The following is a 15,116-nucleotide window of genomic DNA, read 5'->3' on the forward strand; positions in this document are numbered from 1 at the left end:
AGGCACCCCGGGGACGACTCACCAGAGGCCGACGACGCCGCCGCCGATCCGGACGACGAAGGCGCCGACGACGACGATGAAGAACGCCCGGACGAAGCGGGCGCCGCGGGCGACGGCGGTGCGTGCGCCGAGGTAGCCACCGACCAGGTTGCAGGCGCCCATCAGCAGGCCGACGTCCCACAGCACCGCGCCGGAGGGGATGAAGAGCAGCAGGGCGCCGAGGTTGGTGGCGAGGTTGGCGAGGCGCGCCTTGGCACTGGCCTGCAGGAAGTCGTAGCCGAGCAGGCCGACCAGCGCGAAGACGAAGAAGCTGCCCGTGCCGGGGCCGAGGACGCCGTCGTACAGACCGATGGCGAAGCCGACCACCATCGCGGCCACCAGGTGGCGGTGGCCCTGGAAGCGCAGCTCGGCGTCCTCGCCGAGCTCCGGGCGGAGCAGGACGTAGGCACCCACCACGACGAGGGCGACCAGGACGATCGGCTCGAACGCCTCGCGCGGGATGTGGGAGGCCGCGAGGGCGCCGGTGAAGGCCCCCGCGAGCGCGAGCAGCATCAGCGGCCCGAAGGTGCGGGGATCGGGCCGGATCCGTCGGTAGTAGGTCGCCGAGGCAGCGGCGGTGCCGCACACCGACGCGATCTTGTTGGTCGCGAGCACCTGCACCGGGCTCGCTCCCGGCAGGCCGAGCAGCAACGCGGGCAGCTGCACCAGGCCGCCGCCGCCCACCACCGCGTCGACGAACCCGGCGGTGAGCGCGGCGAGCGCGAGCAGCGCGAGTACGGCGGGGGCGAGGTCGGACATCACCGTCATCGTCCCGCACCGGGCTCGTCGGCCGACGCCTAGTCCCAGTCGATGTCGGCGTTCGCCCGGTCGGCGTACTCCTTCGCCACGTCGTCGGAGGTCTCGACGCAGGAGGATCGGATGCTGACCTCGGTGGCGGCGCCGCCGAAGTGGAAGCGCAGCGTGTTGCTCCCCCGCACGCCCTCCACGATGGCGGGGTTGCCCGGGTGCTCGACCTTCCAGCCGTCGGCCTCCAGCGCCTCCGCTGCGCGCTCGATCGCCCGCTCCACGGTTGCGTCGGGCGGTCCGAAGTGGAGCGAGACCCGGTGGATGACGCCACCGGGCGCATAGCTCTCGCCGCAGATCACGAAGTCGTGGTCGCCGCTGGTGAACTCCAGCCGGGTGGCGTCGGCGACCTCGTGGACGACGCCGTCCACCGCGGCCAGGGCGAGCTCCTCCGTCTCGTCCACCGCGGCCCGCTCCGCGTCGGGGTCGCCCCCGCACCCGGCCAGGCTCGCGGCCACGCCGAGGACCACGACTGCCGACAGCCACCTCATCCGACGAACCTCCCTGGACCGAAACCGCGTACGAGTGAGTCCACCACGTCCTCGCCCCATTCCCTGACTCCCTCCACGATCGGATCGCCCACGCCGCGTACGACGCCCTCCGCCAGCCACTCCGGCAGCGTCGGGTAGTGCCCCTCCTCGGACCAGCGCTCGCGCCCCTCGTCGTGGACGACGTGGTCGTCCTGGTCGACCACGATGGCGCCGAGGTTGTCCAGCGACGTGCCGGTGAAGTACGACGTGTGGTTGTCGAGCGCGTCCTGGATCCGCGGTGAGCCGTCGCCCGTCTCGAAACGCGTCGCACCGAACGACTCCTGCGCCGGGTCGGTGCCCAGCGTGCCCGGGCCGTCCTCGGCGCCGATCAGCGACACCGGGTCGTGGTCCTTCGCGCCCACCCACACGTCGGCATCGGTCAGCGCCGCGGCGGTGTGCTCGGGCACCCCGGGGCTGCCCAGCAGGATCGCGTCGTCGACCGGGAGCCCGTCCTGGAGCGCATGACCCACGGTCGTCGAGCCGTAGCTGTGGCCGATCGCCGTCAGGTGGGCCGTGGCCCCGGCGTCCGAGGCCCGCAGGCCGTCGATGAACTGCGAGAACCTCTCCCCGCCGGCGTCGGCCGCCCCCGGGCCGACGACCGAGCCGAAGTCGGTGATGCCCTCGAGGCTCGTGAGCGGGTTGCCGCTGGGGGCGTCGTAGTCGAGCCAGAACACCGTTGCGACCGTGCCGTCGGTCTGCCCCAGGGCCGCGTCGTGGAGGGCCTCGGTCCGGCCGAGGTTGCCGGGCAGGCTGCCCACCTCGCTGGTGAGCCCGGGGACGTTGACCGACACGTGGTCGGCGCGGTCGGGGTCGCCGAAGCTGATCGCGACGCCGCCGTCACCGCCGAACTCCCCCGGCTTGTAGACGACCACGTGCACGACGTGCTCGCCGGTGGCCGGGTCCACCTGCTCGAGGCGGTCGTCGAGCTCGGCGCGGATGACCTTCGCGTTGGCCAGGGCGGCACGATCGGCGTCGCCGAGCTCGCCGTCGGCCTCCTGCCGGGTCCACCGGTCGATGTCGCTGTAGAGCGCGGCCCGGTTGGCCTCGTCCCGGTCGCGCACCGGGATGCCGTCGGCGTTGCCGACCCGGTGCGGGTGCTCGGTCAGCAGCGCCTGCCGCTGCGCCCGCGACAACGTGCGCCACCACGCGGCCAGGGCCACAGGGTCACCGACGCGGCGGTCGAAGCCACGGGTCAGGTCGGCGACGTCCGGGCGGCCCGGGTCCTGCGCCGCCTCCTGCCCCTCGGCCACCTCGTCGACCTGCTGCAGGGCGCGGACGAAGTCGAGGTCCGCCTCGTCCGCGTCCGCGCTCCACGCGGCGATGTCGCCGACCAGGTCGGCGGCGCGTCCACGCAGGTCCGCCGCGCGGGTCTCCCACGCCGCGACGCTCGCCTCGACCGCCTCGTTGCCGTCGATCTCGGCCCGCAGGGCGGTGATGTCGTCGTTGAGGGTGCCCTGGCGGTCGACGAGCGCGCTGCGCCGCGTCCCGAGCCGAACGAGCCGGTCCTCGAACCGGTCGGCAGCGACCACCGCCCGCTCCAGCGCCGCCTCGGAGACGTCGAGCCGACGCGCGAACCGGGTCGTGCCGTGGTCGGCGGCCTCCCGTGCGTCGCCCTGCCAGCCCTCGGGCACCCCCTGCCCCTGGGCCCACTCCTGGACGTCCTTCACCTGCACCGTGACGGCGCGGAGGTTGTTGGCGAAGGTGGCCGCCCGCGCCGCCGTCGACGCGAGCCGCGGCACGCTCTCGACGAGGGCCGGGAGGACGATGGCGCCCATCAGCGCACCTCGATCGGCACGTCGCGGTGGACCCAGCCGAGCAACGCCCGCGCCCGCTCGGCCGACGCCACGTCGACGAACTGGTAGACGCCCCCGACCTCGACGAACGCCTCGCTGTTGCCCTGGGCCTCGACCGCTCGGCGCTTGAGCTCGTCGACCCAGGTCACCTGGAAGGCGTCCACCGCGGCGGCGACCGTCGGGGAGAACCCGGCGGTCGACGCCTTGACCAGTCGTCGCCAGCCGCCGTCGAGGCCGTCGGCCGCGTCGTCCCACGCCGCCCGGGCGGCCGCGAGCACGCCCGGCGGGACGGCCAGCGTCACCGCCATGACGCACCGGCCAGGGTCAGGACGGTGGCGCCGGGACCGGCCACCGCGTCGAGCACGAGCGCACCGTCCGTCGCGCGCAGGGTCGACATCCCCCGTCGCGCACCCGGTCCGAGTCTCCAGCCACGCCGGGCGAGCCCCGCGACGAGCCCACGCAGCACGTCCTCACCCGCGGGCTGCCCGATCCCCACGAGGGACTTCTGCAGCACGGGAGCCCGGCCGCCGGGTCCCTCACGCCAGCGCTCGCGCGGCGGGTCCGGCACGCCCTGTGCGACCACCAGCGGCTGCACGACGGCGGCCCAGACCTCGCGCACCGCGTCGAGCGCGCGTCGTACGTCGTCGGGGTCGGCGGGCTCCGCGGCCGCGCCGTCGGGCGGGGGCGGCTCCTCCGGCAGCAGCACCAGCGTGACGTCGGGGTGCCGCTGCCGCACCACCGACCAGAAGGGGTCGTCGTCGACCACTGCGGGGTCGACGCGTCGAAGGAGCCCGAGATCATCCATGGAGGCTGGCTGCCCGTCGCCCGAGAGCGACAAACCCGGCCGGGAGGTTGTCCACAGGCCTGCTGGTACCGGACCCGGTACCGGCCGGCGTCAGCCCACCCAGAAGCCCCGCGAGCCGAACCAGTCGCCGTAGCTGCCCGGTCCGCCGCCGTCGCCGGGACGGCCGCCGCGGCGGGAACCGAGATAGGAGCCGACCACCGCGGCGCCGAGGTCGCCGGCCTCCGGGGCGACCACCGAGCCGTCGACGCGGCGCGCCATCGACTCGATGAAGCGGGCCAGGCCGGGGTCCTCACCGAGCCGGAAGAAGGTGGTGTGCGCACCGATCCGGCGGGCGTTGTCGAGCTCGCGGACGGCGAGCGCCACGGTCATCGGGTGCGGCGGGTAGGAGAAGTAGACCTCGCCGCTCGACTCCAGGTGCGACGTCGGCTCGCCGTCGGTGACGATCAGCAGCACCGGCTGCGCGTTCGGGTGCTTGCGGAAGTGCCGGTTGGCGAGCAGCAGCGCGTGGTGGAGGTTCGTGCCCTTCGCCCACCGGGCGTCGAGGGCCGTGAGCTCCTCGATCCGCATGGTCTGCGCGTGCCGGCCGAAGCCGATCAGCTCGAGGCTGTCGCCGCGGAAGCGCGAGCCGATGAGCGTGTGCAGCGCGAGCGCCGTCTGCTTCATCGGCACCCAGCGGCCGTCCATGGCCATCGAGAAGGACGTGTCGACGCAGAGCGCCACCGCGGCCTGGGTGCGGGCCTCGGTCTCCGCGACCTCGACGTCGTCGATCGAGAGGAGCGGACCGCCGGCGTCGCCCGCCCGGCGCAGGACGCCGTTGAGCATCGTGCGCGGGAGGTCCCACGGCTCGGTGTCGCCAAACTCCCACGGCCGGGTCGCCCCGGACAGGTCGCCGGCAGCTCCGGCCTGGCGCAGGTCGCGCTGGCCCTGGCGGCCCGACATCTTCTCCGCGACGTCGCGCAGCAACGCCTTGCCCAGCTGGCGCATCGCCTTCGGGGTGAGCCGCAGCTCACCGTCGAAGCCACGCTCCATCGCGCCGGACTCGCGCAGCGCCTTCTCGAGCTCCTGCAGCTTGCGGGCGTCGACCGCGGCCTCGTTACCGAGCTGGCGGGCGAGCTTGTCGAGGTCGACGTCGTCGAGCCGCGCACCGCCGTACGACTGGGAGAGCTGGTCCGCGAGGGCGTCGAGGTCGGCGAGGTCCTGCAGGACGCCCGTGCCGTCGCCGAGGCCGAGCCCCTGGTCGCCGTCGCCGAACTGCTCGGAGCCACCCCAGTCCTCGCCCGGACGCAAGGCCATCAGGTTCTGGTCGAGCCGGTCGAGCTGCTCCATCAGCGCGGGCGAGCCGAACGCCTGCGCCGAGAGCTGCATCAGCTCGGCGCGCTGCTCGGGCGTCATCGAGTTGAGCATCCGCTGCGCGGCGGCCGAGCGCTGGGCGAGCGTGTCGAGCAGCTCGTCGATGTCCTGCGGGTCCTCGGGGAAGTGCTGGCCGTGCTTGGCCATGAACTCCTGGAAGTCCTCGGGGGTGTCCTCGCCCCGGGCGTGCTTCTCGAGGAGCTCGTTGAGGTCCGACAGCATCTCGTTGATGGCCTGGCGGTCCTCGTCGGTGGCGTTCTCCAGCGCCTGCTTCATGCCGGCGAAGCGCTGGTCCAGCAGCTCGCGGCCGAGCAGGTCCTTGATCTGCTCGAAGGCCTCCCGCGCCTCGCGGGACTGCCAGTCGTAGTCGTTGAGCTCGGTGACCGCCGCGGCCGGGGAGTCCGGCAGGCTCTCCAGCCGCATCTCGCGGAACGCGCGGTCGCCGTCGTCCATGAGCGCGTCGCGGGCCAGCTGCTTGCGCTCCTCGAGCACGGCCTTCTCCAGCAGCTCGCGGACCTCGTTCATGGTCCCGTCGAGGTTGTGGCGCTGCAGCAGGTCGCGGCGGCGCTCCGCGACGCGCCGGGCGAGGTCGTCGAGGCCGGCCTGGTCGTCGCCTCCGCGCCGCAGGAACTCGCGCATCGCGCGCTCGGGGCTGTAGCCCGCCATCACGTCCTGGCCGATGGCGTCGAGCGCCTCGGCGATGTCGACGGGCGGGGCGAGCGGGTCGCCGCCGTCGTACTTGCGGTAGCGGCTCACTGTCCCGCCCTCCTCACGTCGGCGCCCGCCCGGAGGACGCGCGGGATCTCGGCGACCTCGTCGACCACCTCGAGGAGGAGGGCGAGGGCGTCCGGCTGGGCCGGGGTGTCGACCGTGATGTCGTAGGTGATGCCCGTCGAGGTCCACACGTCGTCGAAGGCGCCGTCCGCGGTGACCGCCACGCCCTCGATGGGTACGACGAGGCGCTCGGCCTCGCGGTAAGTGTCGTTGAGCACGCACAGGGCGACCGCGAGGTGCAGCGCCTGCGCGCCGTTGGTGACCGGGGCGGCGAGGACGCCGGCCTCCGTCCAGGCGTGCGGCAGCACCACGCCGTCCCCCTCGCGCAGGGAGCCGGACGCGACGCTCACGCCGAACGGGGACAGCTCAGCCATAGACGGTCTCGGACCCGTCGCTGTCCTTGCCGATCCTGCGCGCGAGGAAGAGGCCCTCGAGGGCGAGCTCGACCGCCGCGGCCCGCTCGCCGTCGTTGCGCCCGCCGCCCGGTCCGTTGACCCGCTCGCAGAGCTGGTCGTAGAGCTCGGACTCGCCGAGCACCGGGAGCCCGGTCAGCACGTCGCGGGCCGTCACGGAGGCGCCCGTCGTGATGGTCGCGCCGTCCTCGACCGCCGCGACCAGCAGGGCGAAGTCGAGGCCGCGGAACTTCTCACGCACGGTCTCCGCGGTCGCCGTCCGCAGCAGGTGGGTGAGGATCTCGGCCTCGCGGCCCTCCTCGCCCGACTCGAACTCGATCTTGCCGCCGAGGACGTCGACCGCGGTCTCGAGGTCGACGACGCGGGCCACCGCCCGGTCCTCGCCGTGGATCGTGGCTCGGCGCAGCGCGGCCGCGGCGATGGTCTCGGCCCCGGCGATCGCGAACCGGGCCGAGACACCCGAGCGCTGGTCGACGGCGCTGGACTCGCGCAGGTTGCGGGTGAAGCGGGCGAGGATCTCCACCAGGAAGTCCGGTACGTCGACCTGGTCGGCCAGGAGGTCCGCCTCCTGCCGGATCACGGCGACCTCGGCGGCCAGCTCGCGCGGGTAATGGGTGCGGATCTCGGCGCCGAAGCGGTCCTTGAGCGGGGTGATGATCCGCCCGCGGTTGGTGTAGTCCTCGGGGTTGGCCGAGGCGACCACGAACACGTCGAGCGGGAGGCGCAGGACGTAGCCGCGGATCTGGATGTCGCGCTCCTCCATCACGTTGAGCATCGCGACCTGGATCCGCTCGGCGAGGTCGGGCAGCTCGTTGATCGCCACGATCCCGCGGTGGGACCGGGGAATCAGGCCGAAGTGGATGGTCTCCGGGTCGCCCAGCGAGCGGCCCTCGGCGACCTTCATCGGGTCGACGTCACCGATCAGGTCGGCCACGCTGGTGTCCGGCGTGGCGAGCTTCTCGGCGTACCGCTCGCTGCGATGGCGCCAGGCCACCGGCAGGTCGTCGCCGAGCTCCGCGGCCCGTCGGCGCGACCCGACGGTGATCGGCTCGTAGGGGTGCTCCCCCAGCTCGGAGCCGTCGATGATCGGGGTCCACTCGTCCAGCAGGCCGACGAGGGTGCGGAGCAGGCGGGTCTTGCCCTGGCCGCGCTCGCCCAGCAGGACGACGTCGTGGCCGGCGATGATCGCCCGCTCCAGCTGGGGGACGACCGTGTCCTCGAAGCCGTGCAGGCCGGGCCACGGGTCCTCGCCGCGGGCGAGCTTGTCGAGGAGGTTGGTGCGGAGCTCGGCCCGCAGCGACTTCTGCTGGTGGCCGGAGGCGCGCAGCGCGCCGAGGGTCGAGATCTCGGGAGCCGTAGTGGTCACCATCTCACGCTACTGCGGACACACAACGCCTGTCCCCGCTCTACTCTTCGACCGTGGCCATCGTCCTGGGCGTCGTGTGCGTGTTGCTGGTCGTGGTGATCGTCGGCTTCGCGCGTGACCGCGGCCGGCTCCAGCGCCAGCTGGCCGACGCGCAGCACCACATCACGCAGCTCGAGTCGGACCTCGACGCCGCGCTGCGCCCGCCCCCGCCGTCGAACTCCGCGGACCGGGCGGTACGCCGCGTGATCCGCGCCGCGACCCGGGTCCGGGAGCACGGGATCACGGGCCTGATCCAGAGCACGGTCGAGGACCTGCAGAGCTGGGCGAGCGACGACGAGCGAGCCGACATCCTCAACATGGCCGCCTCCGACGGCACGGTCACCCTGTTCTTCTCCGACATCGAGGACTCCACGCCGCTCAACGACCGGCTCGGCGACAGCACCTGGGTGAAGGTGCTCGCCGCCCACGACCGGGTGCTGCGAACGCAGATCGAGAGGTACCGCGGACAGGTCGTCAAGACCGCCGGCGACGGCTTCATGGTCGCCTTCCGCGACGCGGAAGCGGCCTGTCGGGCGGCACTGGCCATCCAGCGCGACCTGCCGCGCGACGTCACGCTCCGCCGCTACGGACCGATCCTGGTGCGGATCGGCATCCACACCGGCCAGGTCGTCGCTCGCGACGGCGACTACTTCGGGCGCAATGTCGCCATGGCCGCCCGCGTCGCCAACCTCGCGCTCGGCGGGGAGGTGCTCGCCAGCGACGCGGTCCGCGAGGCCCTCGACGACGACGCGGCCGTCGTACTCGTCGAGCGGGACGCGGTGGAGCTCAAGGGCCTCCCGGGCGAGCACGTCGTGTGGGAGCTCCTCGCTCCCGCGACCTGAGCCCCGCGAAGCGTCAGACGGACAGCAGCACCGAGGAGCCGTGGCCGAAGAGGCCCTGGTTGGCGGTGATGCCGACCTTCGCGCCCTCGACCTGGCGGCCGGTGGCCTGGCCGCGCAGCTGCCAGGTGAGCTCGCAGACCTGCGCGATCGCCTGGGCCGGGACCGCCTCGCCGAAGCAGGCGAGCCCGCCGGAGGGGTTGACCGGAATCCGTCCGCCGATCGTGGTGTCGCCGGCGCGGAGCAGGACCTCGGCCTCGCCGCGCTTGCACAGCTGGAGGTCCTCGATCCAGTCGAGCTCGAGGGCGGTCGAGAGGTCGTAGACCTCGGCGACGTCGACGTCCTCGGGGCCGATGCCGGCCTCCTCGTACGCCGCCTGCCCGATGGCCTCCTTGAACGTCCGCTCGGGCACACCCACCACGGCCGAGGAGTCGGTCGAGAGCAGCGGCATGTCGATGACGGTGTTCGGGAAGGTCGGGGTGACCGTCGAGACGGCGGCGACCCGGACGGGGTTCGCGATGCCGTGCTTCCTCGCGTACTCGACGCTGCACAGTACGACGGCCGCCGCTCCGTCCGACGTGGCGCAGATGTCGAGCAGGTGCAGGGGGTCGGAGACCACGGCCGAGGTCAGCACGTCGTCCACGCTGACCTCCTTGCGGTAGCGCGCGTTGGGGTTGGCCAGGCCGTGCCTGGCGTTCTTGACCTTGACCTGCGCGAAGTCCTCGCTGGTCGCGCCGTAGAGGTCCATCCGGCGCCGCGCGTAGAGCGCGAAGTAGGCCGGGTTGGTCATGCCGAGCAGGCGGAAGCGCAGCCAGTCGGGGTCGCTCCACCGCTCGCCCGCGTTGGGCGCGAGGAAGCCCTTCGGGGTGGTGTCGGCGCCGACGACCAGCGCCACCTCGCACAGGCCGGCCAGGATCCGGGCGCGGGCGGTGTCGATCGCCTGGGCGCCCGTCGCGCAGGCGGCGTACGACGTCGCGATCCGCGCGCCGTTCCAGCCCAGCGCCTGGGCGAAGGTGGAGCCGGCGACGTAGCCGGCGTAGCCGTTGCGGACGGTCTCGCCGCCGACGACGAGGTCGACATCGGTCCACGGGATGCCCGCGTCCTTCAGCGCGGCGCGGGCCGCGTGGACGCCGTACTCGGTGAAGTTGCGGCCCCACTTGCCCCAGGGGTGCATGCCGACACCGGCGATGGCCACTGCGTTGCTGCTCATGCGGACACCTCCACGACCGGCTTCCAGCGGTAGATCGTGCGCTCGCCCGTCTCGTCGACGTTGAGGGTCTCGACGACGAGCTCGACCTCGGCCCCCACCTTCAGGTCGGCCACGCCGAACCCGTCGGCCACCTGGCCGAGCACGACGATGCCCTCGGGCAGCTCGACCGCGGCGAGCGCGAACGGCTGGTAGGGCTCGGTCGCCGGCACGTACGGCGCCGGCGGCTGGTACTGCGCGTCGGTGTAGGACCACACGGTCCCCCGGCGGGAGAGCTCGACGGAGTCGTGCTGGTCGCCGTCGCAGGCGGGGTTGCGGCAGTAGAACGCAGCCTCGGTGGCGTCGGACGACACCGGCGGGAAGACGACATTGCTGCAGGTGGTGCAGCGCGACGCCAGCAGGCGCGGCTCCTCACCCGTGGTGAACCAGCCCTCGATCACGGGGGTGGCGGACGTGGCGGTCACGGCTTCGGACCCTCCTGGAATAGAACGTGTTCTACATCCTAGCAAGGAGGCTGGAAGGTGGGGCGCGCCGGTCCCACGTGCGTGAGCGCGTCCAGGGTGAGCCCGATCGTGGCCCGGTCGGTCGGGATCAGCACGTGCTCGGAGAGCGAGAAGGGGCACTTCGCCTGGATGGTCACGTTGGTGGTGCGGGCACCGGCGGCGAGATAGCCGGAGGTGTGCGGGACCACCACCTCGTCGAGCCGCGAGGTGATCTGGGTGTAGCTGACCGCGCCGGGCGTCTCGTCGCCGGCGTTGAGGTTCTTCAGGAAGGTCGAGCCCCACGCCTGCTGGTCGCAGGCGACGCAGACCAGCCCGGGCAGGAGCGGCGCGATGGGGTTGAAGGCCGGCAGCAGCTTGGTGCCGTGGTTGGACGGCGCGATGCCGACCAGGTCGTCGACGTACGGCGCCCCGCCGAGGAACTTGATGTAGTAGCGCGGCATCATCCCGCCCTGCGAGTGCCCGACCATCGACACCTTCGCGGCGCCGGTCGCCGTGCGGACCTTCGCGACGAAGGCCTTGAGCTGCTTGGCCGAGGTCACGATGTCACCGGTGCCGCGGTTGCCGTAGTCGAGGGAGTAGACGCAGAAGCCCTTCGCCTTGATCGACGTGCCGAGCCGCTCGAGCAGGTGGCGGCGGTCGCCGAACGTGCCGTGCACGAGGATCACGGGCGTCGGACGGGCCGCGGTCGGCTTGCACGTCCAGACGTTGACGCCGGGGATGTCGCCCTCGGGCGCGGTCGGGAGCGGCGGCAGGATCGTGTCCGCGCCGGCCGGCGCGGCCGGCGTCGCAGTGAGGACACCGAGCGCCAGCAGCAGCGAGGCGAGGAGGGCGGAGGCCGGGAGGCGGAGGGTGCGCACGTCGACATTCAACGCCAGTGCGTGACGGTGGTCACTCACCGTCCACGCCGGCGGCGCCGGAACCGGTACCGATCGGGACCCGCTCGAACACCTCGGCGGCGCCCCCGGCGGCTCCCCACCGGGTGCGGACCAGCACGAGCTCGTGGATCGACCAGTCTTCGGTCACCGGGGGCTCGATCGCCTCGAGCGCGGCAGCGACCCGCGACCCCGGCCGCTGCTGGTCCAGCGACGCGACGACCACCTCGGGGCGGAACGAGCGCCGGTCGACGTACAGGTTGATCCGCTCGGCGGCCAGGCCGACCGCGGTGGCCATCGCGCGCAGCGTCTCCACGTCGCCGCCCAGGGTGAGCGCGACGCTCCCCCGCGGCGACACCTCGACGCCGGTGGCCCGCAGCAGCGGCGCGGCCGTCTGCGCGAACTGCCTGCTGACCGACGCCGCCAGCGACCGCGCGTCGGCCTCGACGATGTTGCCGAGGTCGGCCACGCGTACGTCGAGGGCGACGGCCTGGGACGGCCGGACGCCCGGGAGCACGCTGAGCCGGCCGGCGACCCGGCGGAGGTCCTCGACCACCGGTTCCGGCAGGGCAAAGGCAGCCCGCAGCATCATCCGCATCCCTCCGCCCGTCCCTTCGGCAGCGGGAGACCCGGGTTGAGCGGCTCAGCCCTCGTCGGGGTCCTCGGGCGGCGGCGGCCCGGGCTTCTTGCAGATGACCGTGTCGGCCGGCGTGTAGTCGGTGTGGAACTTCTCGGTGTGGTCGATCACCGACTCGCCGTGCTTGCGGAAGATCCGCGTCACGTCGACCTGGAAGCCCGAGGAGCCGGTGTGCGGCTCGCAGTCGGGCGTCGTCAGGGTCCGCGTGGCCGGGCCCACGTAGGCGTAGCGGTCGGAGGTCTTCGAGTCGATGTCCCAGACCTTGGTCGACCACATCTGCACGGTCACCTTGCCCTGGCGCGAGTAGTCGCTCGGCTCGACCCAGGCGTGGATGAGGACGCCGTGGTCGGTGTCGTTCTGGAAGCGCAGGTCGACGGTCGGCCACGCCACGGTGGCCTCGCGGCCGACCGGGTAGCGGTCGATGTAGAAGGAGTGAGGCTTGTGCTGGATGTCCTTGAGGCCCGCGAAGAACATCGCGTTGAAGGTGGTCGTGGCCAGCTGCGAGACGCCGCCGCCGAGGTCCAGCTTCAGGATGCCGTTGCTGATGACGTAGCCCTCGGTGAAGCCGTTCTCGCGGGTGCGCTCGCCCACGATGCCGTTGAGCGAGAACTCCTCGCCGGGCTTGAGGATCGTGCCGTCGATCAGCTCGGCCGCGCGGCCGATGTTGGTGTTGCGGTAGTCGGCGTGGGGGTAGAACGTCGAGAACTGCGAGACCTTCTCGATGATGCCGAGGTCCTTCGCGTCCTGGGTGGTGAACTCCGCATCGGTCACCTCGGCCTCGACCTCGCCGCTGCGCGCGTCGCCGTCGGCGGTGAGCAGGCCGGTGAAGACCTCGGCCACGTCGGCGGGGTCGAACTCCACCCCCGGCTTGGCGGGTACGACGCGAGGCTTGCCCTTCACGATCCGCACCGTGGCGTCGACGGGCTTGCCGTCGGCGGTCGCGCTGTCGACGAGCTTCGCGAGCCGCGCCTCGTCGACGACGGGCACCAGCTCGCCGTCCTCGGCCTTCATCGACAGCACGGAGGCGAAGCGCTTGGGCGTGAGCCGCACGTCGTTCTCGCCGAAGACGAGGGTGACCGGGGCGGACATCGCCGGCTCGGCGAACTCCTTCACCGCCCGCTCCACGTCGGCGGCGTCGATCTCGGGCTCGGCCATCGTGACGGCGAGGTCGACGGCGTCCTCGCCGGCGAGGAAGGCGTCGGTGATCGCCTCGCGGGCGGCGCCGGCGTCGATCGCCTCGCCGGGGACCGGCGCGGACGTCTCGACGCCGTCGGCGGTGAACCTCACCTGCCCGTCCTTCGGCGGCGTGCCCAGGCCCTGGGCCGCCTGGGTCAGCCGGTCCTCGAAGCGGTCCTCGTCGAGGGTGACCACGGCGTCGACGTCGTCGCCGCCGGTGAAGTAGTCCCACTGCCGACCCGGGCTCCAGCTCGACTCGGCACCCGCCGCGTCGAGGGACGCCTCGTAGTCGACCGCCAGGCCGATGTCGGCGGGCTCGATGCTCGCGGCCTCCGAGCCCTCGTCGCCGCCGGGCAGGCGGTGCTCGACGGTGACGGCGATGGGGACCTCGCTGCGCGGCCCGAAGGCGTCCTCGAGCTTCTCGAGCGCGTCGGCCCGGGTCAGGCCACCCACGTCGACGCCGGACACCTTCGTGCCCGGTGGGACCTTGTCGGCGGCCACGGCGTGCGCGGCGGCGTACCCGCCGCCCACCAGGAGGAGGAGCACCACGACGACCACGGCGACCAGGCGGCCGCCCGGGCGCTCCCGCTTGGTGCTGCCGGCGTCCTGCGCGACGTCCTCCCACATGCCCACGGGCGCCATCCTAGGGAGCCGTCTCCACTCCTCCTGAATCCCCGGCGGGGCGGCCGCGGCGCACCAGACCCACGAAGCCGCCCGCCAGGACGACCATCCCCACCAGCAGCAGGGCGTAGCCGGACGCGTCGGACGACACGAGGTAGTCCCCCTCGGGACGCTCGGTGGTCGCCTGCCACAGCACGACCACCCAGCCGACCGCGAAGGACAGCCGCGACCACCAGCCCGGCGGCAGGGCGACCAGCAGCGCGAAGGTGGTCACCACGCCCAGGACCAGGCCCCACGCGTAGTCGTGCAGCAGCACGGCGCAGGTCGAGACGGCCGCACCGCCGAGGAGGCACAGGACGGCGAGCGGTGCGCGCCGCAGGTGCGCCATGGCGTCGTACCGGGTCCGGGTCAGGCGGGGATGCCCGCGAAGAGGTCCGTCTCCCAGCCGCGCTCGGCGTCGGTCTCGCCGGCCGCGCCCTTGACGAGGCGGTACTGCTCGCGACCGAAGGCCTCCGCGCCCTTGTTGTTGGACAGCGCGAAGAAGGGCCCGTCGGTGGTGATCTGGGTGGCGTGCGCGCGCAGCGCGTCGAGCTTCTGCGGGACGTAGGCGCTCGCGTCGACCTCGCACGAGATGTCCTCGTCGGGGCGGAAGATCGGCGGCAGGTCGCCGTCGGGGTCCATCCCCTCGAAGGTCGTCGTGTCACCGGCCTCGCGGAGGCGGCGCAGGCTCTCGCGGACCCGGCTCTCCGACATCGCGCCCCAGTAGATCTTCGCGATCTCCCAGGCCTCCCCCAGGTCGCGCCGGTACGACGGCGCGGCGGCCAGCTGGGCGGCGTACATCGCGACCCGGTGGGCCTGGATGTGGTCCGGGTGGCCGTAGCCGCCGAACTCGTCGTAGGTGACGAGCACCTGCGGCCGGACCTCACGGATGACGGCGACGAGGTGGTTGGCGGCCTCGGTGAGGTCGGCGTTCCAGAAGGCGTTCTCGTGGACGTCGTCGGCAGCGACGGCGTGGCCCTTCTCGTGCCACTTCATCCCGGAGTCGCGGTAGGTGCCGAAGCCGCCGAGGAAGCGGTGGTCGGTCACGCCCAGCGCCTTCATGGCGGCGTCGAGCTCGTCCCGGCGGTGCTCGCCGAGGCGGTCCTCCTGGTCCGCCGCCAGGTGGACCAGCTCGGGCACCAGGACCTCGCCCATCTCCCCCGCGGTGCAGGTGACCAGGGTGACGCCGCGACCCTCGGCGACGTACTTCGCCATCGTGGCGCCCTGGCCGATCGACTCGTCGTCGGGGTGGGCGTGGACGAGCAGCAACCGGTGGGCCGGGGTGTCGGTCATGAGATCGAGCGTAATG

General features: G+C 72.9%; 16 protein-coding genes. 1 reads left to right on the top strand and 15 read right to left on the bottom strand.

The genetic code is table 11. The features are described from left to right. Positions 1 to 18 precede the first annotated feature (18 nt). From AC2YHB_RS21225 to AC2YHB_RS21260, 8 genes are all read right to left on the bottom strand, one after another. Positions 19 to 798, bottom strand: coding sequence for a TSUP family transporter (locus AC2YHB_RS21225; RefSeq protein ID WP_036548067.1), 780 nt, complete (start codon positions 796 to 798; stop codon positions 19 to 21). Positions 799 to 836: 38 nt separating this feature from the next. Continuing rightward, positions 837 to 1,334 (bottom strand): hypothetical protein, encoded by a 498-nt coding sequence (locus AC2YHB_RS21230; RefSeq protein WP_179650029.1) that lies wholly within the window; start codon positions 1,332 to 1,334, stop codon positions 837 to 839. After that, positions 1,331 to 3,148: an alpha/beta hydrolase gene (locus tag AC2YHB_RS21235; protein WP_179650027.1), complete on the bottom strand. Its 1,818-nt coding sequence runs from the start codon at positions 3,146 to 3,148 to the stop codon at positions 1,331 to 1,333. The genes AC2YHB_RS21230 and AC2YHB_RS21235 overlap by 4 nt, the downstream gene beginning before the upstream one ends. Continuing rightward, positions 3,148 to 3,474, bottom strand: a complete 327-nt coding sequence (locus AC2YHB_RS21240) for a hypothetical protein (RefSeq protein ID WP_179650025.1) — start codon at positions 3,472 to 3,474, stop codon at positions 3,148 to 3,150. The genes AC2YHB_RS21235 and AC2YHB_RS21240 overlap by 1 nt, the downstream gene beginning before the upstream one ends. After that, entirely contained in the window at positions 3,465 to 3,971 is a 507-nt protein-coding gene (locus AC2YHB_RS21245; RefSeq protein WP_179650023.1) for a hypothetical protein, read from the bottom strand. The genes AC2YHB_RS21240 and AC2YHB_RS21245 overlap by 10 nt, the downstream gene beginning before the upstream one ends. A gap of 90 nt (positions 3,972 to 4,061) precedes the next feature. Then, the gene (locus AC2YHB_RS21250; protein ID WP_179650022.1) at positions 4,062 to 6,077 is read right to left on the bottom strand and encodes a vWA domain-containing protein; all 2,016 of its coding nucleotides are present in this window, start codon (positions 6,075 to 6,077) and stop codon (positions 4,062 to 4,064) included. After that, the gene (locus AC2YHB_RS21255; RefSeq protein WP_179650020.1) at positions 6,074 to 6,469 is read right to left on the bottom strand and encodes an OsmC family protein; all 396 of its coding nucleotides are present in this window, start codon (positions 6,467 to 6,469) and stop codon (positions 6,074 to 6,076) included. The genes AC2YHB_RS21250 and AC2YHB_RS21255 overlap by 4 nt, the downstream gene beginning before the upstream one ends. Then, entirely contained in the window at positions 6,462 to 7,877 is a 1,416-nt protein-coding gene (locus AC2YHB_RS21260) for a magnesium chelatase ATPase subunit I (protein WP_036548048.1), read from the bottom strand. Before AC2YHB_RS21260 ends, AC2YHB_RS21255 begins: the two co-directional genes overlap by 8 nt. Positions 7,878 to 7,927: 50 nt before the next feature. Here AC2YHB_RS21260 and AC2YHB_RS21265 point away from each other — a divergent pair, with 50 nt between their 5' ends. Continuing rightward, a complete protein-coding gene (locus AC2YHB_RS21265) occupies positions 7,928 to 8,755 on the top strand; it encodes an adenylate/guanylate cyclase domain-containing protein (protein WP_179650019.1) in 828 nt (275 codons plus the stop codon). Between the two features lie 13 nt (positions 8,756 to 8,768). Here AC2YHB_RS21265 and AC2YHB_RS21270 read toward each other — a convergent pair whose 3' ends face one another. The 7 genes from AC2YHB_RS21270 to mshB are packed head-to-tail and all read right to left on the bottom strand — an operon-like array spanning position 8,769 to position 15,100. Beyond that, the gene (locus AC2YHB_RS21270; protein WP_036548044.1) at positions 8,769 to 9,962 is read right to left on the bottom strand and encodes a lipid-transfer protein; all 1,194 of its coding nucleotides are present in this window, start codon (positions 9,960 to 9,962) and stop codon (positions 8,769 to 8,771) included. Beyond that, entirely contained in the window at positions 9,959 to 10,423 is a 465-nt protein-coding gene (locus AC2YHB_RS21275; RefSeq protein WP_179650017.1) for a Zn-ribbon domain-containing OB-fold protein, read from the bottom strand. The genes AC2YHB_RS21270 and AC2YHB_RS21275 overlap by 4 nt, the downstream gene beginning before the upstream one ends. Positions 10,424 to 10,461: 38 nt before the next feature. Continuing rightward, entirely contained in the window at positions 10,462 to 11,319 is an 858-nt protein-coding gene (locus tag AC2YHB_RS21280; protein ID WP_179650014.1) for an esterase/lipase family protein, read from the bottom strand. 31 nt (positions 11,320 to 11,350) lie between these two features. Then, on the bottom strand, positions 11,351 to 11,926 hold the full coding sequence (locus tag AC2YHB_RS21285) for a 2'-5' RNA ligase family protein (RefSeq protein ID WP_179650012.1): 576 nt from the start codon (positions 11,924 to 11,926) through the stop codon (positions 11,351 to 11,353). Positions 11,927 to 11,977: 51 nt separating this feature from the next. Next, positions 11,978 to 13,774 (bottom strand): VanW family protein, encoded by a 1,797-nt coding sequence (locus AC2YHB_RS21290; protein WP_487354602.1) that lies wholly within the window; start codon positions 13,772 to 13,774, stop codon positions 11,978 to 11,980. A 16-nt stretch (positions 13,775 to 13,790) separates the two neighbouring features. After that, complete coding sequence (locus AC2YHB_RS21295) at positions 13,791 to 14,156, bottom strand: hypothetical protein (protein ID WP_487354576.1); 366 nt, start codon at positions 14,154 to 14,156, stop codon at positions 13,791 to 13,793. A gap of 20 nt (positions 14,157 to 14,176) precedes the next feature. Beyond that, complete coding sequence (mshB, locus tag AC2YHB_RS21300; RefSeq protein ID WP_487354577.1) at positions 14,177 to 15,100, bottom strand: N-acetyl-1-D-myo-inositol-2-amino-2-deoxy-alpha-D-glucopyranoside deacetylase; 924 nt, start codon at positions 15,098 to 15,100, stop codon at positions 14,177 to 14,179. Positions 15,101 to 15,116: the final 16 nt, after the last annotated feature.

The organism is Nocardioides sp. SRI_004 (assembly GCF_057586415.1).